Source organism: Oceanobacillus aidingensis (genome assembly GCF_042654105.1).
GTDB lineage: Bacteria > Bacillota > Bacilli > Bacillales > Amphibacillaceae > Oceanobacillus > Oceanobacillus oncorhynchi.
Window position 1 is genome coordinate 1 of the sequence record NZ_JBHSFT010000003.1, and the last position, 25,916, is coordinate 25,916.

Below are 25,916 nucleotides of genomic sequence, written 5' to 3' on the forward strand. Positions count from 1 at the left end.
TCTTATGGAATTAAAAATTTTGAACGAATGAGAAAGAAAATTCTATGGCAACAAGAGGTCAAGCTTGTGCTGAAGCAAGCTTATAAATAAAGAGGTGGAGGAATGATTTTCCACCACCACATTTGACATAGAACCCCCAATAAAAAGAATTCTTAAATCGGTGCCCTTTCCAATGTTCTCCCTCCGCGTCCCACAGTTGTTTCTGCCTGCTGTAAGGAACGGTAAATGGCTTCTTCAATCACTTCTGCAACACCCTGGAAAAATTGGTTCAAGATTGGATGATCGTCTCGAATCATTGTCATAGGCTCAGTTATCTGATTGGCATGATGCTCAATTTTTGCGGCTGTGGAAAAGGCGATAGCGATATCTCCGCTTCCATTATCTATCGTGCTCCCTGTTCTCCCCAGCCCAACTGCACAACGCTTGGCAAGCCGTTTAAGCTGGCGGTCGGAAAATGGAGCGTCTGTAGCAAGAATCATCATAATCGATCCGTCAGGTGTATCCGGATTTTCTGTAGAATTCACAGGAAATAAAGCCTGTTCACGTCTGCCAAAATTACTTACAACTAGTGTGCCAAGCGTATATTTTTTGTTTTCAGCAGAGATGATTCTGGAAGAAGTGCCAATGCCTCCTTTATATCCTAAACACTGCATGCCGGTTCCGGCACCCACTGCTCCTTCCAGACTGCTTTCGGATGTTGCGTTTTGAATAGCATTTCCAACATGCTCCGGTTTGACAGCTTGTAAGCGGATGCTGTTCAAGTACCCGTCATTGCATTCCCCCACAACTAAATTGATTGTGCCTGCTGTATCACCGATTTCTTCTGTCTCCTCCAGCATATAAGCTAAGGTTCCCTGCATCACTGCTCCGACACTTAGGGTATTTGTCAGCATAATAGGGGCTTCTAAAACACCAAGCTCGTCTATCTGCATTAACCCTGTCGTTTTCCCAAATCCATTAATAACAGCATTTCCAGCGATAACTTTTTTTCTGAATATATTTCCGGAATGAGGCAATATAGCTGTAACTCCCGTGCAAATCGTATCTGTTTCATTCAGGTGCTCATACAGCGTCACGTGACCTACTTGCACGTCGGGGACATCTGTAATACAGTTTTTTGTTCCTTTTGGTAATGTCATACACTTCAAAACCTTTCATTTTTAAGTAAATTATAACAAACGGGATAACGTTTGTATGGCATAGACGGTATCGGAGAAATTAAGACAGAGGTGATTAAATGAGGAGAAATAAAAAAATTAACATATTAATGATTAGTTTGCTTCTTTTTTTACTAACAATACACCCTGCATATGCAGAGGGAGTGCAGGAGGGAACAGAGATTGGGGATAAAGCGCCGGATTTCACGCTGGAAACACTTGACGGGGAAACCCTGCAATTGTCTGACTTTCAAGGCGAGCGGGTCATGATTAATTTCTGGGCAACCTGGTGTCCGCCTTGCAAGCAGGAAATGCCGGATATGGAGCGGTTTTATCAGGGGCATGATCCAGTCATTCTTTCCGTAAACTTAACGGATGAAGAAATGAGTACGGAGCAAGTGGGGCAATTTATCCAAGAACTTGAACTGACCTTTCCTGTTTTATTAGATAAAGAAGGCGAAGTCAGTAATTTGTATCGAATTCAGCCGATTCCCGTGACGTATATGGTTGATGCAGAAGGAATCATTCAATTTAAATCGATTGGAGCTTTAAGTTATGAGCAGATGGTGAAGCAGTTTGAGCAGATGAAGAAAGAATAATTCGTAAAGATTTAAAAACAAGCATGAAAACCTTTATCTATAAGCGGAAATACTTGTTTTATCACGGAGGACCGTCCGTAAAACTCCCACGGAGTGAAGTTTCGTTTTATGGCGTTATAATAGAGGCTGCGTTTGAACATCGATAAGGATCAGGATTTTTAATTAAACATGAATAAATGAACGGCTCCTTTACGAAAAGATAATGAATATAGATAGAAAAATGCCTGCGTATGCGATAAAATATACGTTAGGCGTTTTTTTATAGATAGTAAAATCAAGAATACATAGATAACCTAAACTTTAAGGAGGCGTTAGAAATGAAATTACTGCTTGGACAATTTGTGATTATTCTCATTGTATGGGTTGGCCTACTTACATTTTTCCAAGAGATGAGTCAAGCCAGTCAGCTTATTTTCTACTTAGTTACTTCATGGTTATTATTACTTATCGTTCTAATGGTTAAGACGTGGATTAAGGAAAAGAAAGAGTCTGATAAATCATAATCCATATTTTTATGAAGGAAGTGATGCGTGATGTTACGTATTGAAAATATCAGCAAGTCTTATGGAGATAAAAATCTGTTTACAAATATCCATACGGCCATCGGTGAATTGGAGCGAATCGGTTTGATTGGCGTGAATGGAACAGGGAAGTCAAGCTTCTTAAAAGTCATTGCAGGAATAGATGATCCGGATCAAGGTGAAATAAAACACGCAAAGGATTATCAGATTGAATATATTGCACAGGAAATGGATCTTTATGAGGATTTAACTGTGATTGAGCAGATTTACTATGGAGAATCAGAGCAAATGAGACTGATGCGTGCTTATGAACAAGCCCTGTTAAATTTGGAGAAGGAACCGGAGAACGAGTCGTTTCAGGGGAAGCTGTTACAGCTGCAGCAAAAAATGGATCAGGCAGAGGCATGGGAGGCTAATGCCAATGCAAAAACTATTTTAACAAAGCTTGGGATTACAGCTTTTGACAAGAAGGTTCATGAGTTATCTGGCGGACAACGGAAAAGGGTTGCTATTGCTAAAGCGCTGATTCAGCCTGCTGATCTGCTTATTTTAGATGAGCCTACCAACCATCTTGATCACGAAACGGTCGAATGGCTGGAGAAATATTTACAGAGCTATCGCGGCTCGATTTTATTAGTGACGCATGACCGTTACTTTCTGAACCGGGTAACTAATCGTATTTTTGAACTGGATAAAGGAAATCTCTATGTTTATGAAGGGAATTATGAACTGTTTTTAGAGAAAAAAGCAGAACGAGAAGCGCAGGAAATAAGTGATGAGCAAAAGCATCGCAATACATTAAAGCGAGAACTTGCCTGGCTGAAACGAGGGGCTAAGGCGAGGTCGACGAAGCAGCGTGCCCGGGTCGAACGGGCAGAGGAAATGAAGGAAAAGAAATTTGATACGAAAAAAGAAAATCTTGCTATTCAAGCGGGCTCGAAGCGGCTTGGAAATGACGTTATTGACCTGACGGAAATCTCAAAGGATTTTGGCCGGCAGACACTGATTCATGATTTCTCCTATCAGATTATTCCTGGGGACAGAATTGGTATTATAGGTCCTAATGGTACAGGTAAAACAACCTTGCTCAATATGATGGCAGAGCGTATTTCGCCTGATAAGGGAGAGGTAAAGATCGGCGAGACAGTGCGAATCGGTTATTATACCCAGGATGACGAAGATTTGGATGGAGATTTGCGTATTATCGAGTATATTAAAGAAGTAGCCGAAGTCATGCATACTGCAGATGGTCAGGTAATTACCGCAGAGCAGCTGCTGGAGCAATTTCTATTTCCAAGAGCACAGCAATGGTCTTATATACGCACGTTATCAGGCGGTGAGAAACGGCGCCTTTATTTACTCAAAGTATTGATGCATGAACCAAATGTTTTGTTTTTAGATGAACCGACAAATGATCTAGATACGCAAACGCTGGCTGTTTTAGAAGAATATCTGGAGTCGTTTCCAGGAGTCGTAGTTACCGTTTCGCATGATCGTTATTTCCTGGACCGTATTGTAGACAAGCTTTTTGTATTCAAAGGGGAAGGGGAGGTTTCTGTTTATTATGGAAACTACAGCGAATTCCTGGAAACCAACGCGATTCCAAAGCAGACAAAGGCTTCAGTTCCGAAAGAATCAAAAGCGGCTGTATCTGTAAAAACGAAAAAGAAATTATCTTACATGGAACAGCGTGAGTGGGAAACAATAGAGGATGAAATTACTCAGCTCGAATCACGATTGACCGAAATTGAACAGGAAATTGCGGAAGCTGGAAGTGATATTGGCAAGGTACAGCCTTTATTTACAGAACAGCAAGAGGTAGAAGATAAATTAGAAGAAAAGATGCAACGCTGGGAAGAATTATCATTATTGAAAGAAAGCTTTGAATCAGGAAAATGATTTGGTGAAATTAATTTTGAAGTTATACAAAAACTGGGTAGCATTCGGTTGTTTCGCGTGTTATACTTACGTTGGAAAATCACCAGATAGGTTAAAAAAGTCTAGTGTGAAGGCGCTGAACGCACCTGTAACTAGCTAAAGCTTCTTTTATTGCGCATAGCAATATTAGTCCCTGATCCTCAATTAAAACAATCTATCACTTCTCAAATTGAAAAGAAAAGTTTTTACATGTTTCATTTTTACGAGTATAAGGGAATATAGAGAAGAAGAGCGTACCTTATTTTGGAATTGATTAATCAAGGAGGTCATTAAATGAAGCTTTTTCAAGTAAGAAAAGGTCAGTTTGTATTTTATGAAAATGAATTGCATAAGGTATATTCTGTCAAACCAATGTTCAAAAAATCTGTTCACATGTATCGGTTAAAGGATATGAAACAAGTATTAACAACCGCAAAAGATATTAATTTTTACCGTCCTAAACATAATGATACATTTATTTTTTATGGTAAAAGATATACGATTGATCAATATGCAAAACCAAAAGCTGGTGATTATATTTTGATTGTGAAGCCTACTCCGGACTTTTTAGACCATTATTCATTAAATGAAATCGAGAAGGTAGAGCGGGTAGAAGACGGAAATGTAATTACAACACGCGATAATGGTGTTAAACATAGTGAATATGTTGTGATGGTTCCAGGGAAAGCCGAGGCAAGCCAAGAAATTGCTTATTTCGATAAATCCCTTGTTCCGGAAGAAAAACAGCTGCAGGATGAATCGATTTCTTATTTAGCAGAGAATGATGATGCATTACAGCCTGCTGTCGGGGATATTTATTTGGATATCCATAATAATACCCGGGCGATGATTGTAGCGATGACGGATGATGAGATTGTATTTGGTCACGGCGTCCGTGTGCATGTTGCAGAATTATTAGATGAAACAAGATATGAATTAGTTTATCAATTTGAAGATCATTAAAAACAAGCCGGCTGGATGTTATCAGCCGGCTTGTGTCATTTATTTGCTTTTCTCCATTGTTCCCTTGCTTTATATCCTAAAATATTAATAGCATCCTTAGAGCCTGAATAAATCGGGTTGTAGCCAAGCTCCAGGTCGGTTAAATCATCTACAGTGAGTTTTCCTTTAATTGCTGTGGCTAATACGGCCATGCGCTTATCCGCTCCCTTTGGCCCGATAACACTGCCTCCTAATAATTGTCCGGATTTCGGGTCAAATACAATCTTCATCCAGAGCTTTTCCGAACCGGGATAGTAGCCGGCATGAGAATAACCTTTGGACAGAACTGCTTCAAAAGGGATATCTAATTTATCCAACGCATCTTCATTTTGCCCGGTGATAGCAACCGTTAAATCAAAAACACGGAAAATAGATGAACCTAAAATCCCGTCACGCTGAATCTTTTCGCCGTTTAAATGGGATGCAATAACAAAAGCCTGACGATGCGCCGGCCATGCCAATGCTACATGTGCTGGCTTTTTTGTAATAAAATCAACTTCCTCGACAGCATCTCCCAGCGCATAAATAGCAGGGTCGCTGGTCTGCATGACATCATTCACTTTAATTGCCCCGGTTTCTCCTAATTCCAAGCCAGCATCTTTTGCCAGCTCAATATTTGGTGTAATACCGACAGCCATTAATGTCATATCTGCCTGAAGGCTTTTTCCGCTTTGAAGATGCAGGGTAGTGCCGTGATTGGAGTAACTTTCCAATTTATCATTCAGATAAAGATCTACCCCGTTCTCTGTTATATGTTCATCGACATGGCTTGCCATATCAGCATCTAACCTTGACATGACATGCTCGGAATGGTCGACAAGCGAGCATTGGAGTCCTCTTCTATGCAGATTCTCAAGCATTTCCAAGCCGACAAATCCGCCGCCGATAATGGCTGCTGTTTTTGGTTTTTTATCTGAAATAAATGCTTCTATCCGGTCCATATCCTCGATGATCCGCAATGTGAACGTATTGGATTCCATACCATCTAAATCCGGCATAACAGCCCGTGCTCCGGGAGAAAGAATCAATGTATCATAGTCCATCTCATAGGGTTTATTATTTTTTTCAAAGAAAATGGTTTTCTTTTCTCTTTCAATATGTGTAACCTCTGCATAGGTTTCAATAGAAAGCTGATATTTCTCTGCAAAATCATTTTCAGAATAAATCACCCGATCCCGGTCCGTAATTTCTCCTCCAATAAAATAGGGCATTCCGCAGTTAGCAAAGGATACATAACCAGATCGTTCAAGAATATGAATTTCAGAATTGGGGTCGTTTCTCCGTATTTGTGCTGCGACCGTAGCACCGCCGCCGACACCGCCGACAATAACAATTTTATTTACCATACTCAAATGGCTCCTTTCCAAATGGCTTCTTAAAATAGCATAGTATTAGTTCATTACTATATAGTTCCCGTTATTGTCCGATTTAAAAAGTGTTTATGCAATAAAAAAACAAGAACACCACTTAAAACATCGGTGTTCTTGCCAAGGAGATGTCCGCTCCGACAGTTTTCGATGGGGCGAGTAATCTTCAATGTTGTCAGGTTAATGCGACCGCTGCGACGGGTTATGGTTGGGTGAGTAATCGCAACCCCAGAAAGACACTACGCATTCCATGGGCCCCGAGCTCATCTCCTTTACAGAAGACTTGCTGATTGGCAAGCCGACAGGCGCAGACAGAAGCAAAGTCGCACTTATGCCCCGCGGGTAGAAAAAAAGAAGTTCACTTTTTTTTTGCGGGGTCTTCACCTGTTGCTTTTCCCGCAGGAGTCGACAACATCCGCTCTCATCTAAGAATAACTATGTTTTATTTACTTTTTTATAAAGAAATAACACAAATTCTGGAGCGGCTGTATTCAGCATTTTTTTATATGCTTTCTTATTCTTTAAAAAAATCTCCCTGCAAAAGCAGAGAGATTTTATTCGCTTTATTAAAACAGCTCGAATATTCCAAGTGAATAAAGGAAAACAATCACGATTGTAATTGGGGCAACCCAACGTAATATCTGGTACCATACTTGGAACATTCCGTTGCCAAAAGGATTTCCTGCATGAAATTCTTGCTCGACTAATGCACGATTCATTTTAAATCCTACAAATAAGGCGATAAATAAACAGCCGACAGGAAGCATAATGTTGCTGACTAAGAAATCACTTGCGTCGAATGCTGTTTTTCCGAAAATGTGAAAATCAGCAAGGGCATTGGATGATAAAGCGGCTGGTATCCCGAAGATAAATACGGCCACTCCGGCAACCCAGGCAATTTGTTTCCGGGAAGCTTTTACTCTTTCATTCACTGAAGAGGTAATAATCTCCAGCATACTAAACGAAGAAGTTAAAATCGCAAATAAGAATAAGAACAAGAACAAGCTCAAGAATAATTCACCAAAAGGCATTTGCGAGAATGCTTCCGGAAGAACGATAAATAATAATCCAGGTCCTTCCGTCGGTTCAAGACCAAATGAGAATACAATTGGAAAGATCGCTAATCCGGCAAGTAAGGATACCAGAATGTTCATAACAGAAACAGAAGCTGCTGATTTTGTTAAGCTGACATTTTTAGCCAGATACGAGCTGTAGGTTACCATTACAGAGATTCCGATTGCCAGTGAAAAGAAGGCCTGTCCCAATGCATATAAAATATTTTCACCATTTAACTGGGAAAAATCAGGCTGCAGGAAGAAACGTACGCCTTCCATGGCACCTTCAAAGGTTAATGCACGAATCACGATAATAATGAAAAAAAGAAATAATAAAGGCATCAGTATTTTACTATATTTTTCAATACCATTCTGAATCCCATTAGAGATAACAAAGGAATTTAAAAATACGAAGAATGCGAGTCCTGCAATCGTAAGCAGCGGGTTTCCGGTAATGGTATCAAATAAAGCAGCATAATCACCGTTATCTGAGATAACCATACCTGGGATAGACATCAGACTGTAAATCAGTACCCAGCCCCCGACAACACTGTAAAAGGACATTAAAATAAAAGCCCCGGCAACGCCCCAATGCCCAATAAATGAAAAGATACTCCGTTTGAGGGTTAGTTTTTGATAAGCGCTGACAGCTTCCTTCTGGGCGCCGCGGCCAATAACAAATTCGGCAATAAGCAGCGGAAGGCCAATCAGAACAGTAAATAATATAAATATAAAGAAAAATGCTCCCCCGCCGTTCATCCCGGTCATGTAAGGGAATTTCCAGATAGCACCCAAACCGACTGCGGCACCGGCAGAGGATAAAATAAATCCAAGTCTTGTTGACCATTGTTCTGTCTGTTTTTCCATATTCGTAAAATCCTTCCTCTATAAAATCAATGTCCAGTATATCATAAAACGGAGCTTCCTTCAGCGGGGAGTTTTATTCTGGCATAAACATAACTTTATCGATTCCTTTGAGTACTGGGATATCCTTTAGAGCCTTTTAATAAAGGACAACCTTTCCTAAAGAATAAGAATGGTTATAGAAATAGCTGGATATAACCGCTCCAACAGGTTTTTTGGAGTGAGTAATCTTAGGCCGCGGAAATACACTTCGCTTCCCGCAGTGGACATCTTCTTAGCAAGAATACGGATGTTTAAAAAACTAAGTGATATTTTTGGTTTTCTTAGTCTTTCCAATATAAAGCAAGAAAAGCCCATTAATGAAGGAGAATAGATTTTTCTAAGCCGCTCATACTAATACTAATTCTAAGTATATCAATTAGTAACAACAAAAGGAGAGGACAGAAGTTGAACAATCCTTATATAAAGACCTCAATTGGCCTCTATTTAAACTTTTTCATGCTCGGCATGATCAATATTATTATTGCTTCTAATATGGGTAATTTATCTCGACTGTATGATGTGACTCCCTCTCAGGTCAGTTTTCTCGTTTCAGCTATCGGTATTGGGAAATTAGCGGCTTTATTTTTTGTGGGCAGGCTTTCTGACAAAATCGGCCGTAAGCCAATTATTATTGCGGCGAGTTTTTTGTATTTACTGTTTTTGCTCGGTATGCCGCTGACATCAAGCTATTATTTAGCATTTGCATTCGCGATTACTGCTGGGATTGCTAACTCGTTATTGGATTCTGGGACATACCCGGCGCTGATTGAATCATTTCCGAAAAAATCGAGCACAGCAACTGTTTTAGTTAAAGCTTTTGTCTCTATTGGAGCAACCGTTTTACCATTCTTGATTTCCTTTTTAGCAGCAAATGGCATATTTTGGGGATGGTCATTCTTTATCCTCGGTATTCTTTATGTCATTAGCGGCGTTTACTTGTTCTTTATGCCTTTCCCTGACGTAGAAAATGGCGATGCTTCAGAAGATGAGGAATCAGATAAAGAACAGGATAAGAAAGCATTAAAAGCCAAGCCATCCATGATGCGAGAAGGCCTTGCTATTATCTTAATTGGTTTTACTTCAACGGCATTATTTGTTGTTTGGCAAACATGGTTACCTGAACTTGGCGAACAGTTTATCGGCTTAAGTGAACATAATTCTGTTCAGCTGCTCAGCTATTTCAGCGTTGGTGCTCTGGTTTCAGTAATATTGCTTGCTGTAGTTCTGGATCGATTTATTAAGCCGATTACTGTTTTAATCGTTTATCCAATTATAGCTTTTATTGCAATGCTTTTACTGTTCTTTGTTGAGTCCTACCCGGTTGTTCTGGTCAGCACCTTCTTATTAGGATTATTTACCTCAGGACTTTTCCAGCTGGCGTTAAGTATCATGACTGATTTTTTCCGGAAAAACAAAGGAACAACAACAGCTTATGTAAATATTGCATCAAGTGCCGCTTTTATTTTGGTTCCAATCATTACCGGGTCACTTGTTGGTTATATTGGAATCAGCATGACCCTTGTGTTTGATATGGTGATTGCAGTACTGGGTATTCTGTTAGCACTTTATATCGCTTCCCGAAGAAAAAAGATTTTTTCTTAAGGGTAAGAATAAAATAGAGGAGATGGATAGGATGGCAGCAGATTTTGAAAAAAACTTAGAAAAAATAGATGGTTACACGAAATTGGTTGGGCTTCTCGCTACACCGATTGGGCACAGCTTATCTCCGCGTATGCACAACTTAGGCTATACGCTGAAAGATTTAAATTATGCATACCTTGCATTTGAAGTAGGCAACGATGAATTAGAGAAGGCTGTAGAAGGTATGAAAGCTATAGGAGCTATTGGGTTTAACATATCGATGCCAAACAAAATGGAAGTGATTCAATACTTGGACGAGCTTGATGAAGGTGCGAAGCATGCTGGTGCTGTCAATACTGTTGTGAACGAAAACGGCAAGCTAAAAGGATATAACACAGACGGGCTTGGTTATGTGTCTAATTTGCTTGAACACGGCGTCGAACTTAAAGGACAAAAAGTCACATTAGTTGGTTCTGGCGGGGTTGCTACACCAATTGCCACGCAGCTTGTTCAATCAGGTATCCGGGAAATTAGTGTTTTCGCCCGTGATGATAAATTTTTCAGCAATGCAGAAAAAAACGTGAAATACATCAATGAAGAAATGCAAGAATACCAAGTAAAAGCAAATATTTTACCGCTTGAGGATAAAGAAGCATTTCGCCGCGAAGTTGCTGAAAGCCTCGTTCTTGCTAATGCTACAAGCCTTGGTATGAAGCCGCTTGATGATCTGAGCATTATCGACGATACGTTAGACGTGCTTCGTGATGATCTTGTTGTTACCGATGTAGTGTACAACCCGCAGCGCTCAAAGCTGCTCCAGCAAGCAGCAGAAGGTGGCAGTACAGCGATTAATGGCCTTGGCATGATGCTTTGGCAGGGGGCGCTTGCATTCGAAAAATTCACTGGTGAGGAAATGCCTCGTGAAAAAATAAAAAAAATCATGTTTTAATTGAAGCAACCTAAAAAAGCGTTTGATTGGCTGGATGCAGTTTGGTTTTAACCGGACTTTATCCAGCTAATTTTTTTAACGGTGAAGATGAAGACTGTCTATTATCCGTCAAACATAAGTCAATGTAAGTATATATGTCAATTTCTGAAAATTATTTGAAATTAGTTGTAAACATATTGGCAGTTCCATTATACTAAAATTAGAAAGAGTAAATTATTTTGTGAGAAAGAAGAACGCAAGACCAAATTAATCTTTTTGAATCTTTCAAAGAGTCCGGGAAACGGTCAGCGTATTTCAAGCTATATGAATTTTATAATCATCTCAAATCAATTTGATGAATGAACTTACCTGAGAAATGTGATTGAATCATTTTTTAAAAGGGAGGAAATCAAAATGATAACGCTTACAAAAGAAGAGAGAAATTTAAAAAACTTTATTAACGGTGAATGGACAGAGGTAACAAATAAGGAAAAGGTCTATAATCCGGCAAATGGAGAAGTAATTGCAGAAGTTCCTAATTCCGGTGCAGAAGCAATTACACAGGCAGCAGAATCAGCACGTATTGCACAAAGGGAGTGGGCACTGGTACCTGCGCCGCAGCGTGCAGAACTATTGTATAAAGCAGGAACAATGATGAAGGAACGGAAGGAAAGGTTATCTCAGCTATTAACATTGGAAAACGGGAAAGTCATTGAAGAAGCACGGGGAGAGGTTCAAGAAGGAATCGATATGGCTTTTTATATGGCAGGAGAGGGAAGGCGTTTATTTGGGCAGACTACCCCTTCTGAATTAAAGGATAAATTTGCGATGAGCGAGAGATGCCCAGTCGGGGTGGTCGGGATTATCACGCCATGGAATTTCCCGATTGCAATTGCGACATGGAAATCGTTTCCAGCAATTGTTTCCGGGAATGCAGTTATCTGGAAGCCTTCCTCGGAAACCCCGCTTATGGCAAATGAATTAGCAAGGATTTTTGAGGAAGCAGGACTGCCAAAAGGAATTCTTCAAGTTGTCTATGGTTCTGGTGCTATCGTCGGGCAGGCAATGATTGAGCATGATGCAATCCGTGTTATTTCATTCACCGGCTCCAATGAAACAGGCAGAAAGGTAGCAACGGAATGCGGGAAACAATTGAAAAAGGTTTCCCTTGAAATGGGCGGGAAGAATGCTGTGATTGTAATGGAAGATGCAGATATTGATTTAGCCGTAGAAGGGATTCTCTGGAGCGCCTTTGGAACAAGCGGCCAGCGCTGTACCGCCTGCAGCCGCGTTATTGTCCATAAGGCTGTTCGAAAAACACTGGAAGAACGTTTATTAAAAGCGATGAAAAACCTGACGATAGGAGATGGACTTGATTCCAATAATAAGATTGGTCCAATCATTAATCAGACCGGCTTAGATAAAATCTTAAAATATATAGAAATTGGGAAAGAAGAAGGAGCAAAATTAGCTGCTGGCGGCAAACAGCTTACTGTAGAAAATTATGAGAAAGGCTTTTACTTTGAACCGACGCTATTTACTGACGTTTCGATAGATATGCGAATTGCACAGGAAGAAATTTTTGGGCCGGTTGTTTCACTCATTGAAGTAAATAATTTTGAAGAAGCCATTGCTGCAAATAATAAGGTGAAGTATGGCTTATCCAGTTCTATATTCACCAAGGATGTCAATCGAGTTTTTCAAGCGCAGCGTGATTTAGATACGGGGATTGTTTACGTCAATGCCGGAACAACAGGAGCGGAAATCCATTTACCTTTTGGAGGAACAAAGGGCACGGGGAATGGCCATCGTGATTCCGGTGTGCAGGCGCTTGATGTTTTTACAGAATGGAAGGCAGTCTATGTCGATTATAGCGGGAAGCTGCAGCGTGCCCAAATTGATACAGATGCATAGACTATCATGATAGGTTGCCTTGAAAAGCAGGAAGCGAAAAGGAGGAATTAGCATGAAAATAGGAGTGTTAGGAACCGGCCTCATGGGAAAAGAGGTTGCAAGAGATTTGGCAAATAGTGAGGGCATCAAAGAAATTGGTCTTGCAGATATCGATTTAGGGCGGGCTCAGGATATTTGTTATCAGCTTCAATCGCCTCTGATGACGGCCTATCAGGTAAATGCAAAAAATGAAGCGGAGCTCGCTGATTTTATGAGCCGTTTTGATGTAGTAGTGAATGCTTTATTTTATACCTTTAATGAGACGGTTGCGAAAACAGGCATCAAAGTGGGCACCTCGGTCGTAGATCTGGGAGGTCATATTGACCATATTACGGATAAAGTGCTGGAGCTGGAAGGAGAGGCGAGGGCTGCCGGTGTAACGATTATCCCTGATTTAGGTGTAGCCCCCGGTATGATCAATATATTATCCGGTTATGGTGCCAGCAAATTAGAAAAAGCAGCTTCCATTCAATTATTTGTAGGCGGGATTCCTGTCCAGCCGGAAGCTCCTTTAAAATATAATCATGTATTTTCTATGGAAGGTGTATTAGATCATTATACCGATCCATCAGAGATTATCCGGAATCATAAATTAATCACCGTGCCATCCTTATCTGAAATAGAGCCGATAGAATTTGCTGATTTTGGAGAGTTGGAGGCATTTCACACCTCAGGCGGAACGTCAACACTGACAAAGTCTTTTCCTTATTTAGAGACATTAGAATATAAAACAATACGTTATCCCGGGCATGCAGAAAAATTCAAGCTACTGGTCGATTTGAATTTAACCAGAAACAATTATGAGGTGGTTATCGATGGCGTAAAAGTCAGCCCCCGCAAGGTTTTGCTGAAGGTGCTTGACCCCATTGTTGATTTAAAGGATAAAGAGGATGCTGTTTTATTACGTGCTGTGATTACAGGCTATAATAAGCGTGTAGAAACAATATTCACCTATGAAATGGTAACGTATAAAGATCAGGAGACAGGCGTGACGGCGATGGCACGGGCGACAGCAAACACCATATCTATTGCTGCACAGATGATTGCAGGAAGGGTTATCACCAAAAAAGGAGTGTATCCGCCTGAAAAAATCATCCCGGGAAAAGCTTATATTAACGAAATGGCGAAAAGGGGAGTAATAATAAAAGAAAAAATATCGATGGAAACACAGTCCACAGTTTCTTGACAAAGATAAATTAATACAGAAAACGATTTCATTAAAGAGCACGAGAAAAAGAACTCCCCTATTGGTATTTTTAAAAAAGGAAGAACCTTTGGTTGATTTTACTCAAAAGAGACGATTGTACTTTAAATATAAAAGATGGAGAGAGAAACTAAGTGAGCTCGTTGCTTCGTTTCTTTCTAACCATTCTTTTAGACAGCTTTAAAAAGCCCTTTAAAACTCTAATTTTTAAAAGGAAAAGCTATTTTAATCATATACAGGGATTATAAGTCCCCGTATATGATTATGATAGATCAAAAAGGAATTAAATAGCACAATTTATTCTATTTCTGGGTGCACCTCAGAGAAAAATAAATTCTATTTTGCTGCTTTTTGTAATTTGTGAATCATTTTCAACGCCCGTCCAGTTCCAATAGCAACAGATTCTAACGGATTTGGAGCAATATGAACAGGAACGCTAAGCTCTTCAGCAAGCCACTCCTGCATACCGTTTAGTTGAGAACCGCCGCCTGTAAGAACAATCCCGTTATCAACGATGTCACCACTCAATTCTGGCGGGCATTCTTCTAATGTTGAACGAATCGTTTCTAAAATTTGTTCTAAAGATTCTTTTAAGGACGCATAAATTTCGGTAGAAGTAACTTCGATTGTTTTTGGAAGTCCAGTAACCATATCACGGCCGCGGATTTCCATTGTTTCTTCTTTATGATTTGGATGTGCATACCCAATTTCCATTTTGATATTTTCGGCAGTGCGCTCTCCGATTAAAATATTATATTGCTTCCGGATATGCTGAATAATTTCTTCATCCATTTTATCTCCTGCAGTACGTACAGAGTTACAGGATACAATACCTCCAAAGGAAATGATACCAACCTCTGAGGTACCGCCTCCGATATCCACGATCACATTTGCATAAGGCTCATCCACCGGTAAATCCGCACCGATTGCTGCAGCAACAGGTTCTTCAATTAAATGAACTTGTTTTGCGCCATAGCTTGAGACCGCATTATGAATGGCTCTTCTTTCTACACTCGTGCTGCCTGATGGGGTACATACAATGACATTCGGTTTACGCATGGACATCCCCAATGTTTTACTTACCTTTTTAAGTAATTCTTTCAATAATTGAGCAGTAACGTCATAATCTGCAATTACCCCATCCTTTAAAGGACGGATCGGGATGATATTCTTCGGCGTCTTACCGACCATTTCCTTTGCTTCTGTTCCGACAGCCATTACTTGCTTTGTATTCACGTCAATTGCTACTACACAAGGTTCGTTTAAAACAACTCCCTTTGATTTTGAATACACCAGAATATTTGCAGTTCCTAAATCAATACCAATTTCAGCACTTGAAAACATATATAAAATCCTCCATTATAATTCCATTTTTATTTTTGATTCTAGACAGAAAAGATAAGCTACGGCACTTTTCCATATAAGTACGTGTTCAAAAAGACCAGTAAATAAGACCAAGAAGTTCCTTTTCCAACGCCTTATTTTTATTGGATTTCTAATTTTCCTCTGTAAGTGAATATTCAATAAACCTCAAAAAGAATGAAAAATCATTTCTTTATATCAGTCTGTTTCATATCCGTTTTTATACATTTCATACATATACATATCTAAATTTAAATGATTACATTTTTTGATTCTTTATAGTAATAATGTACAAATCACGACAAAATATCGTAACCAGCGCAGCGTGTATTTTAAATCGGCTACTATAGGTCTGCTGGTTATCGATAAATAATAACAAAATTATTTCATTTTCTTAAAATACTATTCTATCAAATGATTGCTTTTTTGGGGGTATTGAACTCCCTTTATTATATAGAAAGAACTAGTTTTTAAAATAAAACATAAGCAAAATGAAATCAAGTAACATTTCTGTTACAAATGTGCTTATGATGTAACATTAGACCTGCTGTAGAAACTTGTCAATATTCATTTTATAGAAATGATTTCCTGTCAATTGAGTAATTTCCAAAGCAGGAGAATTATACTTCATTTAGAATAGTAGATTTGATAAGGTTTTACAAGTTTAGAAGCAAAAAAATAGAGTGGGAAAAAGGGCTCTGGTAAACCTTGCCTTGATTATTTCAAATATTACAGAAAACCCTGTGTTATGATGATTTCGCACAAAACAAAACAACAAAAAAAGGAGTGTATGTGCATGTTTAAGAAAGTAGGCATTGCTACTGCATTGTCAGCAACCGTATTATTTGGAGGAGCGTTCGTTTCAGATGTAGAAGCATCTGCAAATTCAGGGGCCTTTCCTCAAAATTCCGCACAGAATGATTATACTGTGAACGGGCAAGGTTGGGACACATTAAATACGAGCAATTTCGATTGCTTTAATACGATAAACGGAGAAGCAGCTCCAAATACAGAAGCTGAGGCGCCAGCTGAAAATCAGTCATCTGAAGAAGCAAATCAAGAAGAGGCTGGAAATCAGGAAGCAGCTCAGCAAAATCAAGAAAATAATCAAGCAGATGGAGAGGTAAGTCAATTTGAGCAAGAAGTAGTTGACTTAACTAACCAAGAAAGAGAAAAAGAAGGTCTTGCACCGCTTGAAATAGACACTGAGTTAAGTGAAGTCGCTCGCGCGAAATCACAAGATATGCAAGAAAATAACTACTTCGATCATAATAGCCCGAACTATGGTTCTCCATTTGATATGATGCAAAGCTTCGGTATTGATTACAATACTGCGGGTGAAAATATTGCTCAAGGACAGCAATCTCCAGAAGAAGTTGTAGATGCATGGATGAACAGCCAAGGACACCGTGAAAACATCATGAATGGTGATTTCACTCACATTGGAATTGGTCATGTAGAAGATGGCAACTATTGGACTCAAATGTTTATTGGAAAATAAACAGATTCTTTTAATAGAATAAGATAAATGAAAAACCTTCCGCGTGAATGACAATGCTTTTTATTGAAGAGCCATTCATACGGGAGGTTTTTTACATAAGATGCTGAATATATCCGCTCCAACGGGTTTCATGGGGTGAGTAATCGCAACCCCAGAAATACACTTCGCTTCCCGTAGCGGACATCTCTTCGGCAAGAACACCGATGTTTTAAAGACCAAGCGGTATTCTTGGTTTTTCTTACATAAGATGCTTCATGCTACAATAGTGAAAACCACAAAAATGCTGTAATGACAGAAGTTTTTGTGGTTTTTAGCTGCCGAAAAAAGGAGTGCTTTTTTATCATTTGGTTGATTGTTCCGGCCAAACTCTCTGTCAGGTAAGAAAATAAATGCATCATGGAAAAGATTGACGGCTAAAATGATGATTTACGGGGTATAGTTTTTATAAGAAGTTTTAGAATGAAGATAGTTTCAATTTATAGTAAAGGGGTGTCAAAATGGTACAAGGACATGTGAATTTAAATACAGAAAAAACGGAGCAATGGATTCAAGAATATGTAGATGGCTGGGTAGAGTTTTTTAAAAAACAGACAGACACTGGAAAAGTTGCTGATTATATACCAAAATTAGAAGAAGCAGATCCCAATTCTTTAGGCATTACGATTATTGGTAAGAAAGGAACAGAAATCCGCTCTGGTGATGTGGAGCATGAGTTTTCTATTCAAAGTATTTCTAAAGTTCTTAGCTTTATTACGGCATGTATGGACAGAGGAATAGCTTATGTCCTGCAAAGAGTGGATGTGGAACCGACAGGGGAAGCGTTTAACTCTATTATGCACTTAGAAGTTAAGGGACACCAGAGGCCATTTAATCCTCTGGTCAATTCAGGAGCAATTACTACCTCATCATTATTAAGCGGGAACACATCAGATGAAAAGCTGGAGCCATTATTTCAATTAATGGAAAAAATAATCGGCCGCCGTCCGGAAATTGATATTGATGTATATGTATCGGAACGTGATACTTCCATGCGAAATCGAGCCATTGGTTATTACTTATTAGAAGAAGGGTATTTAGAATCGGATTTAGGAGTAACCTTAGAAACATATTTTAAGCAATGCTCGATTAATGTTACGACAGATGATTTAGCCCGTATAGGCCTGGTTCTTTCGAATGATGGCATTCACCCTGAAACAGAAGAAATAATTATTCCCAGGAATATCGTACGTATTGCCAAATCTTTAATGTTGACATGCGGGATGTATGATGCTTCAGGGAAATTTGCTTCTTATGTCGGTATTCCTGCAAAGAGTGGTGTTTCAGGCGGGATTCTGGCAGTTGTCCCTCCAAGAGTGCGTGAAAATGAGTTGCCATTTTTAAGCGGCTGTGGTATTGGTGTATTTGGACCAGCTTTGGACAAGCAGGGAAATAGTGTTGCAGGAATTAAATTACTCCGTCATATTGCGAACAGCTGGGATTTGAGTTTGTTTTAACTAAATATTTTTCGACAAAAATGGAAACAGAATAACAACTTTCTGCAATTTAGTCTTTGCTTATCAGACTAAGTTGCTTATAATGGAGTTAATGTAGAATATCCCAGCCTTTTTTTAATATTTGGGGTATAGAATGGGAAGAGCTTTTTTAAAAGCAGTAGAGAAATAAGTAATGAGGTGTGTAGGTATTGGTGCGTGTATTATTTGTATGTTTAGGGAATATCTGCCGTTCCCCGATGGCGGAAGCGATATTTCGAGATTTTGTGGAGAGAGAGCAGCTGGAAAAGAAGATTCAGGTTGATTCTTGCGGAACCGGCGACTGGCACCTTGGGGAATCACCGCATTCCGGGACAAGGGAGATACTTGAGCAGCAGGGGATTTCCTGTGATGGAATGGAATCAAGATTGCTGACAGCAGATGATTATGAGCGATTTGATTATATGGTTGCGATGGATCAGAATAATTATAATTCACTTACAGAATCCAACAATCAGGAAAAGGCAGCTATCGTGAAATTAATGGAATTTGTGGAAGACATAGAAGAAGAGGATATCCCTGATCCATATTATACCGGGGATTTCGATCAGACATATCGATTAGTTTCAGAGGGCTGCCATGGGCTGCTTCAATTTTTAAAAGAAAAGCATCATTTAGATTAAAGGAGAGATACTAATGGGAAAACGTAAAATTATTTTAGGTGTTGTAGCAGGAGCGGTAGCAGGAGGTGCAGTAGCGTTATTGGATAAAGAAGCACGCAGTTATGCCTGCGGAAAAGTAAAAGAGGTAAAATCTGCTTCATCTTATTATATCAGCAATCCTTCTGAAGCAATTCAAGGTCTGCAAAGTACAGTGGACAAGGTGAACGAAGCTTTTGAAAGCGGGTCAGCCAATGCAATGAATGCTTTAGAGCAAGTAGAACAAACATTAGATAAAGTAACGAATAAATTTTCAAATAAAGAAATAGAATAGTATAGGATGTTCAAATTTGAAGGATTAAAGTGCGTGTTCAAAAATTCCAGCAACGCAGAAATTTGCCGTGGCATTTGTATTGGGATTTTTGGACATCCCCTTAAAGTGAAAGTTAAAAAAAGGAATGTTTATCTTTGGTAGCATCGGCCTTCTCCTTTTTTGAACAAGCCGTCTTCAAAGTGGGAAGGGGAGGTAGAAAAATATTCGAAATCTGCAGAGTGTGGGTAAATATTTTTGGAGGCATTATGGGGAAGTGGATGTGTTTGGACTAGCAGCTCAGCTTGCTTACTTCTTTATTTTGTCTTTATTCCCTTTTTTAATCTTCTTACTTAATTTGATTCCGTATTTGCCAATTGATATGGATTTAATTTTAGAAACAATTGGTGATTTTGCACCGGAACAGGTGATGGGGCTGATTACAACAAATCTGCAATCATTAACTGTTCAAAACAGCGGACTGCTTTCCATCAGTATTATTGGAACATTATGGGCAGCATCCAACGGGGTCAATGCAATTACAAGAGCATTTAATTACGCTTACGGGATAAAAACAGACCGGTCATTTATCGTTTCACGGCTTGTGGCGATGGTACTTACTATAGGGATGGTTTTAATTATTATTTTAGCCTTACTGCTTCCGGTTTTCGGAAAAATGATTGGCACGTATCTCTTTTCATGGATTGGTTTTACAGAATCTTTTTTAGCAGCATGGGGAACCTTGCGCTGGGTTGTGTCTTCTTTTATCTTCTTTATTGTACTGCTCTTTTTGTATAAGCTGGCACCTAACCGGAGTCTCAAATTTTCACAGGTTGTCTGGGGCACTGCATTTGCAACGCTTGCGTGGCAGCTGGTTTCCTGGGGGTTTTCCTTTTATGTACATAACCTGGGGAATTTTTCTGCTACCTATGGCAGCTTAGGTACTATCATTATTTTATTGATTTGGTTTTATTTATTTGGAATCATTATTATTATTGGCGGTATTTTTAATGCAGCCCTTCTAAATTGGAAAAGAGATTAATAAAGAAACGGTGAGTCAGCTTGCCGTTTCTTTTTTTAGGATAGGAAAGCATAAAAATGCTGAATATAGGGCTCTAACGGGTTTCATGGGGTGAGTAATCTTCAATGTTGTCAGGTTCATGCGACCGCTGCGACTGGTTATGGTTGGGTGAGTAATCGCAACCCCAGAAAAACACTACGCATTCCATGGGCCCCGAGCTCATCTCCTTTACAGAAGACTTGCTGATTGGCAAGCCGACAGGCGCAGACAGAAGCAAAGTCGCACTTATGCCCTGCGGGTGAAAAGAAGACTTGCTGATTGGCAAGTCGTGAGGCGCAGACAGAAGCATAATAGCACTTATGCCCCGCGGAAAGCGACTTCCCGCAGCGGACATCTCCATGGCAAGAACACCGATGTTTTAAAGACCAAGCGGTATTCTTGGTTTTTAAAAGAATGAAATTAAAAAGCATGTGCCTCCGATTTATTTCTGTACTAATATAATAAATTGAAAAGCCTAAACAGGATACTAAAGTGTTTTCATACAAATCTTTCTTTGTTATACTTATTTTATGCAAAAAGTATAATACAGGGAGGGTTTCGAATGAGGAAGAACATATTTGTTTTTAGCTTTATTTTTCTAGCGACATTGTTGCTGGCTGCTTGCGGGTCTGCAGACCAGGAAGAGGGAACAGATGAACATTGGGAGAGCATACAGGAAAAAGGGGAAATTGTAGCAGGGACTTCTGGAACATTGATTGGTGCATCCTACTACGATGAAAATGATGAGTTGACAGGCTATACCGTAGAAATTATGAGAGAAATTGGGGAGCGCTTAGATTTAGAGGTATCATTTGAAATCATGGGAGCGGATGATTTAGCAACCGCAATCAATAGCGGCAGAATTGATGTAGGAGCAAATGATGCTACGATCACAGAAACCAATCAAGAAAAATTTGGATTTACGGATCCATATAAATATTCGTACATTGTCGCAGCAGTCAGAGAATCGGATAATTCAGGAATAGAAACATTGGAAGACTTAGAGGGTAAAAAAGCCGGCGGGGCAGCCTCGACTATCTACAGCCAAATTGCAGAACATTATGGAGCAGAAGTGGTAACCTATGGCAATGCTCCGAATGAAGCTTATCTAAGTGATATCAGTACAGCCAGAACGGATTTAGTATTAAACGATTATTATTTAACTAAATTTGGGGTAGCAGCATTTCCTGATTTTGATTTGCACTTGCACCCAACCTTAAAATTTAATCCGACGGAGCAGGCTCTTATGATGCCAAAAGAATCTACAACGCTTCAGGAGGAAATGAATGGTGCTTTAAATGATATGCGTGAAGACGGAACATTAAGTGAACTGGCCAAAGAATTTTACGAAGAAGATGCTTCACAAGAACCGGATGTAGAAGTCGAAATTGTAGAAGGTCTGGATTTTTAGAGGTTTAAAATGAATATAACCAATATTGATTTTGGCGGTTTTTTTGATGTTCAATTAGCTTGGGAGAGCCTGCCATTTGTTCTTGGCGGGCTGCCGATAACATTACTGATTTCCATCGGCAGTATGCTGATTGGACTTGTTTTGGGGCTGTTGTTAGCTTTGGCAAGAGGCTCTAAAAATATTTTCCTGAGATGGCCGGCCAGACTATATATATCCTTTATGCGGGGAACACCAATTATTGTTTTTTTATATATCCTCTATCTGGGTTTACCCTCTGCTGGAATTCAGCTTGTCGCTGTCCATGCGGCAATTATTGGATTAGGTCTGAATAGTGCCGCATATATTGCAGAAATCGACAGATCGGCATTAAATAGTGTGGAAAAAGGACAATGGGAGTCTTCACGGGCGTTGAATATGTCTTATTGGCTGACACTGCGTAAGATTATACTGCCCCAGGCTACACGAATTGCCATTCCGCCTTTAACAAACGTTTTTATGGATATTGTGAAGGCGACGTCTTTGACAGCAGTGATTACAGTGCCTGAGTTATTTCAAAAAGCGCAAATTGTCGCTGGAAGAGAATTTGATGCAATGACCATGTACGTGCTGGTGGCGCTTATTTATTGGCCGGTATGTATTTTAATCGGCATGCTGCAGGATCGTTTAGAGAAAAAATATAGTGTATTTGTAAAATAAGTGTATTGCATGAAATAACAGAATCTAACAAAAGGTAAAAAAGAGACATTCCGGTGTCTCTTTTTTTACATTGCTCCGCTTGCTTTATAATTTCCAAAAAGTCTCAAGGCTTCTCGTGTATAGTTTCCCTCCTTTCAGAAAAAATAAAACAAAAAGAAAGGAAGGTACGGGAATGAAAAAATGCAATCGTGCTTATTTTTTTACACTTCTTTTATGTTTAACCTGGCTTTTGATGCCGATCAGCAGCTTTGCTGAAGAAATAAAAGAAGGATTGAATATACCCAGCCATGTATTGGATATCTCAAAAGAAAACACATTTCCGAATTCAACAGAAGACCAGGAGATTATTGAACCAAGCAAGTTAACGAAAGAGTTGATCGAAGACGTCGGTATTCCAATCGAAAATCCGGAGCTGATTAAGATTTTGAATGAAAGCAGTATCAAACCATCTCCTATAGCAATTGGATATCGCGGTATGGTTTATCTGGGAAGGTGGCCAATCAATTATCAATCTGCGGAATCAAATATTAATTGGGAATACCAGCATATCAATAAAAATGAAATGAATAATGTCGGCGGTGAGAAAGCCCAGGAGATGAGCTATTATCAGCAGGAAGAAAAAGAAATAAATGGCGCCCTGACCAGTAAAATAAGTAATCCGGAACAAATAAAAACGATGATGCTGTTAAAAGCCAGCGAAAATACAAAGCTTCCTCTTTCGTATCAGGCCGTTATCGGTCATAATACAAAATTAACTAATTCGTATAATATCCCAATGGAAAAGCATGGAATACTGGATGCTTATGCGCCGGCCGTTAATGAGAAAGGGCAGGTGACATTCGGGGAAGTATATATTGAATTAAAAGGATCCAATAAAACCATTCAAATTAAGAATGTAACTAAGCAAGGAATAGGAGCTTGGATCCCTGTACAGGATTATTTATCTTTCTCCTTTAAAGTGAAATAAACGTCAAAGGATTGTCGAAAAGACAGTCCTTTTTACATATTCAGCAAAAATATATTGCAATTTAATTTTTATTGCTTTATTATGGTAAAGTATTAAAGAGAAATGTGATGATTATTGGGGGAAGAAAAATGGAATGGGTTGTTCTTTCAGCAGTCCTATTAATGACTGTTTTATGTTTATTAAAGGTTAATGTTATTTTATCTATTTTAATTTCAACAATTGCTGCCGGGTTAATGTCCGGGTTAGGATTTGCAGATTCTATTGAATTGCTGGTAGCTGGTATGGGGAACTCTGCAAATACAGCATTAAGCTATATATTGTTAGGAGCTTTTGCAGTGGCTATCAGTTATACAGGGATTACAAAAATTTTAGTGAATTTTATTATTCGTGTATTAACAGGGAAGAAAACAATGATGCTCTTTGCATTAGCTGGTGTTGCGTGTTTATCACAAAATGCGGTGCCGGTTCATATCGCTTTTATTCCTATATTGATTCCTCCCCTGTTAAAAGTATTTGATCAAATGCGGATGGATCGCCGGGCTGTAGCATTGGCTCTGACATTTGGTTTGAAAGCACCTTATGTGATGATTCCGGCCGGTTTTGGTTTACTTTTCCAAAGATTGATTTTGGATGGCCTAAACTCCAATGGGGGAGAAATTACTTTATATGAAGTAACCTTATCTATGCTTATTCCCGGTTCTGGAATGATTGTTGGACTTTTAATCGGTATTCTATTTACTTATAGAAAAGATAAAGCATCTAAAGATTCAATGAAGGAAGAAAAAATAAAAACAGAAGATCTGGTCGAAGAAATCACTTTCGGCAAACAGCATGTAATGACGATTATTGCTATTATATCGGCACTTATCGTTCAAATTATAACGCAAGATTTGATTCTGGGAGCATTGACGGGGATTATTGCTATGTTCGTTCTGGTAGCATTGCCATTTAAAAAACTGGATTCTGTGATGGCAGGAGGAATCTCCATGATGGGGATGATTTCTTTTATCATTTTTGCAGCTGCCGGTTTTGCAAATGTTTTACAGGAAACAGGAGCTGTATCGGAATTAGTGGAGGTATCTGTTTCTGCATTAGGAAATAATAAGCCGTTAATTGCATTTGTTCTGTTACTGCTGGGTCTGGTTATTACGATTGGTATCGGGACATCATTCGGAACAATCCCGATTGTTGCTGCTCTATTTGTTCCTATCTGTTTGGCAACTGGCTTTTCGCCTTTAGCAACAGCAGCTTTAGTCGGTACAGCCGGAGCATTGGGAGATGCCGGTTCGCCAGCTTCAGACAGTACGCTTGGACCAACTTCCGGACTCAATGCGGACGAAAAACATGACCATATTTGGGATACATGCGTGCCAACCTTCATCCATTATAATATTCCCTTATTTATTTTCGGATGGATTGCTGCAATGGTTCTTTAAAAAGTGAATAAAATGAAGTTATAAAGGAAAAGGTAAGAGAAAAAAGTAGGTGAACTTGAAATGAAAAGAACAATCACTTTGCTGCTTTCACTTGCCTTTTTCTTATGCGTATTTCCAATGAATACCGGCTACGCATACGGATGGGGATATCAAAAGAACTCCAATCATACACCGCCTCAAATTGGCTCTTATCAGGAGGTATTGGATAAATACAATGCTTTTTATGTGGACGATTCCGGTGATAAAAAGCTTTATCTGACATTTGATAATGGCTATGAGCAAGGGTTTACGCCGGAAATATTAGATATATTAAAGCAGGAAGAGGTCCCTGCCGCTTTTTTTGTGACAGGGTATTATGTAGAGAGTGAGCCTGAACTGGTCAAAAGGATGGTCGATGAAGGACATATTATTGGCAACCATTCCTATCACCATCCGGACTTTACCGTGATGGATAAGGAAGCCATTAACAAAGAACTGCAGGATTTAGAGCAGGCCGTTGCAGAGGTCAGTGATCAGGATGAATTAATTTATGTCAGGCCGCCCCGGGGAACCTTTAGTACAGATACATTAAAATGGTCAACAGAGCTAGGGCTTGTCCATGTATTTTGGTCATTAGCCTTTAAAGATTGGGAAACCAACTCACAAAAAGGTGCAGATTATGCTTACGATGAAATTATGAAGCAGATACATCCAGGAGCCATTATCTTACTTCACGCAGTTTCCAGTGATAATGCAACCGCTTTGGAAAAAGTCATTCAGGATTTAAAGAAAGAAGGGTACCAATTTAAAAGTTTAGACGATTTATGGCTAAGCAAGCAATTGCCAAAACAGTTTCCTTATTAAGTTGAACTGTCC

The 25,916-nt window shown here is 39.3% G+C and carries 22 protein-coding genes; 18 read left to right on the forward strand and 4 right to left on the reverse strand.

The window, feature by feature from the left end:
• Window positions 1-152: 152 nt before the first annotated feature.
• Complete coding sequence (locus ACFO3P_RS03460; RefSeq protein ID WP_289585333.1) at window positions 153-1,139, reverse strand: P1 family peptidase; 987 nt, start codon at window positions 1,137-1,139, stop codon at window positions 153-155.
• Between the two features lie 98 nt (window positions 1,140-1,237).
• Between ACFO3P_RS03460 and ACFO3P_RS03465 the strand changes: the two genes are divergently transcribed.
• The 4 genes from ACFO3P_RS03465 (at window position 1,238) to ACFO3P_RS03480 (ending at window position 5,157) form a co-directional block, all read left to right on the forward strand.
• The gene (locus tag ACFO3P_RS03465; RefSeq protein ID WP_289585334.1) at window positions 1,238-1,756 is read left to right on the forward strand and encodes a TlpA family protein disulfide reductase; all 519 of its coding nucleotides are present in this window, start codon (window positions 1,238-1,240) and stop codon (window positions 1,754-1,756) included.
• 317 nt (window positions 1,757-2,073) lie between these two features.
• Window positions 2,074-2,259 (forward strand): hypothetical protein, encoded by a 186-nt coding sequence (locus ACFO3P_RS03470; protein ID WP_379542155.1) that lies wholly within the window; start codon window positions 2,074-2,076, stop codon window positions 2,257-2,259.
• 30 nt (window positions 2,260-2,289) lie between these two features.
• Window positions 2,290-4,176, forward strand: a complete 1,887-nt coding sequence (locus tag ACFO3P_RS03475) for an ABC-F family ATP-binding cassette domain-containing protein (RefSeq protein ID WP_289585336.1) — start codon at window positions 2,290-2,292, stop codon at window positions 4,174-4,176.
• A 312-nt stretch (window positions 4,177-4,488) separates the two neighbouring features.
• On the forward strand, window positions 4,489-5,157 hold the full coding sequence (locus ACFO3P_RS03480) for a hypothetical protein (RefSeq protein ID WP_042533379.1): 669 nt from the start codon (window positions 4,489-4,491) through the stop codon (window positions 5,155-5,157).
• A gap of 35 nt (window positions 5,158-5,192) precedes the next feature.
• On the opposite strand, the gene ACFO3P_RS03485 is transcribed toward ACFO3P_RS03480, so the two are convergent.
• Window positions 5,193-6,542, reverse strand: a complete 1,350-nt coding sequence (locus ACFO3P_RS03485; protein ID WP_289585337.1) for a CoA-disulfide reductase — start codon at window positions 6,540-6,542, stop codon at window positions 5,193-5,195.
• 587 nt (window positions 6,543-7,129) lie between these two features.
• Complete coding sequence (locus ACFO3P_RS03490) at window positions 7,130-8,485, reverse strand: sodium-dependent transporter (protein ID WP_042533383.1); 1,356 nt, start codon at window positions 8,483-8,485, stop codon at window positions 7,130-7,132.
• Between the two features lie 444 nt (window positions 8,486-8,929).
• Here ACFO3P_RS03490 and ACFO3P_RS03495 point away from each other — a divergent pair, with 444 nt between their 5' ends.
• The 4 genes from ACFO3P_RS03495 (at window position 8,930) to ACFO3P_RS03510 (ending at window position 14,172) form a co-directional block, all read left to right on the forward strand.
• Entirely contained in the window at window positions 8,930-10,126 is a 1,197-nt protein-coding gene (locus tag ACFO3P_RS03495; protein WP_289585338.1) for an MFS transporter, read from the forward strand.
• 31 nt (window positions 10,127-10,157) lie between these two features.
• Window positions 10,158-11,054: a shikimate dehydrogenase gene (locus tag ACFO3P_RS03500; protein WP_042533387.1), complete on the forward strand. Its 897-nt coding sequence runs from the start codon at window positions 10,158-10,160 to the stop codon at window positions 11,052-11,054.
• Window positions 11,055-11,447: 393 nt separating this feature from the next.
• Window positions 11,448-12,947, forward strand: coding sequence for an aldehyde dehydrogenase family protein (locus ACFO3P_RS03505; RefSeq protein ID WP_042533389.1), 1,500 nt, complete (start codon window positions 11,448-11,450; stop codon window positions 12,945-12,947).
• A gap of 52 nt (window positions 12,948-12,999) precedes the next feature.
• Entirely contained in the window at window positions 13,000-14,172 is a 1,173-nt protein-coding gene (locus ACFO3P_RS03510) for a saccharopine dehydrogenase family protein (protein ID WP_289585339.1), read from the forward strand.
• A gap of 354 nt (window positions 14,173-14,526) precedes the next feature.
• On the opposite strand, the gene mreBH is transcribed toward ACFO3P_RS03510, so the two are convergent.
• Window positions 14,527-15,534: a rod-share determining protein MreBH gene (mreBH, locus tag ACFO3P_RS03515; RefSeq protein ID WP_042533393.1), complete on the reverse strand. Its 1,008-nt coding sequence runs from the start codon at window positions 15,532-15,534 to the stop codon at window positions 14,527-14,529.
• Window positions 15,535-16,348: 814 nt separating this feature from the next.
• Between mreBH and ACFO3P_RS03520 the strand changes: the two genes are divergently transcribed.
• From ACFO3P_RS03520 to pdaA, 10 genes are all read left to right on the forward strand, one after another.
• On the forward strand, window positions 16,349-17,053 hold the full coding sequence (locus ACFO3P_RS03520; RefSeq protein ID WP_042533395.1) for a CAP domain-containing protein: 705 nt from the start codon (window positions 16,349-16,351) through the stop codon (window positions 17,051-17,053).
• 497 nt (window positions 17,054-17,550) lie between these two features.
• Window positions 17,551-18,546 carry a glutaminase gene (locus tag ACFO3P_RS03525; RefSeq protein ID WP_042533397.1) on the forward strand — a complete coding sequence of 332 codons (996 nt, stop codon included), beginning with the start codon at window positions 17,551-17,553 and terminating at the stop codon, window positions 18,544-18,546.
• A 191-nt stretch (window positions 18,547-18,737) separates the two neighbouring features.
• The gene (locus ACFO3P_RS03530) at window positions 18,738-19,205 is read left to right on the forward strand and encodes a low molecular weight protein-tyrosine-phosphatase (protein WP_306432744.1); all 468 of its coding nucleotides are present in this window, start codon (window positions 18,738-18,740) and stop codon (window positions 19,203-19,205) included.
• 13 nt (window positions 19,206-19,218) lie between these two features.
• Window positions 19,219-19,515: a hypothetical protein gene (locus ACFO3P_RS03535; protein ID WP_042533401.1), complete on the forward strand. Its 297-nt coding sequence runs from the start codon at window positions 19,219-19,221 to the stop codon at window positions 19,513-19,515.
• Between the two features lie 202 nt (window positions 19,516-19,717).
• Window positions 19,718-20,533 carry a YihY/virulence factor BrkB family protein gene (locus ACFO3P_RS03540; protein ID WP_042533403.1) on the forward strand — a complete coding sequence of 272 codons (816 nt, stop codon included), beginning with the start codon at window positions 19,718-19,720 and terminating at the stop codon, window positions 20,531-20,533.
• A 580-nt stretch (window positions 20,534-21,113) separates the two neighbouring features.
• Window positions 21,114-21,962 carry a transporter substrate-binding domain-containing protein gene (locus tag ACFO3P_RS03545; RefSeq protein ID WP_042533405.1) on the forward strand — a complete coding sequence of 283 codons (849 nt, stop codon included), beginning with the start codon at window positions 21,114-21,116 and terminating at the stop codon, window positions 21,960-21,962.
• 9 nt (window positions 21,963-21,971) lie between these two features.
• Window positions 21,972-22,658: an amino acid ABC transporter permease gene (locus tag ACFO3P_RS03550; RefSeq protein ID WP_042533407.1), complete on the forward strand. Its 687-nt coding sequence runs from the start codon at window positions 21,972-21,974 to the stop codon at window positions 22,656-22,658.
• A 172-nt stretch (window positions 22,659-22,830) separates the two neighbouring features.
• Window positions 22,831-23,625, forward strand: a complete 795-nt coding sequence (locus tag ACFO3P_RS03555; protein ID WP_379542156.1) for a YfkD family protein — start codon at window positions 22,831-22,833, stop codon at window positions 23,623-23,625.
• A gap of 128 nt (window positions 23,626-23,753) precedes the next feature.
• The gene (locus ACFO3P_RS03560; protein ID WP_289585340.1) at window positions 23,754-25,061 is read left to right on the forward strand and encodes a Na+/H+ antiporter family protein; all 1,308 of its coding nucleotides are present in this window, start codon (window positions 23,754-23,756) and stop codon (window positions 25,059-25,061) included.
• Window positions 25,062-25,121: 60 nt separating this feature from the next.
• A complete protein-coding gene (gene pdaA, locus ACFO3P_RS03565; protein WP_289585341.1) occupies window positions 25,122-25,904 on the forward strand; it encodes a delta-lactam-biosynthetic de-N-acetylase in 783 nt (260 codons plus the stop codon).
• The last annotated feature ends 12 nt before the right edge of the window (window positions 25,905-25,916 follow it).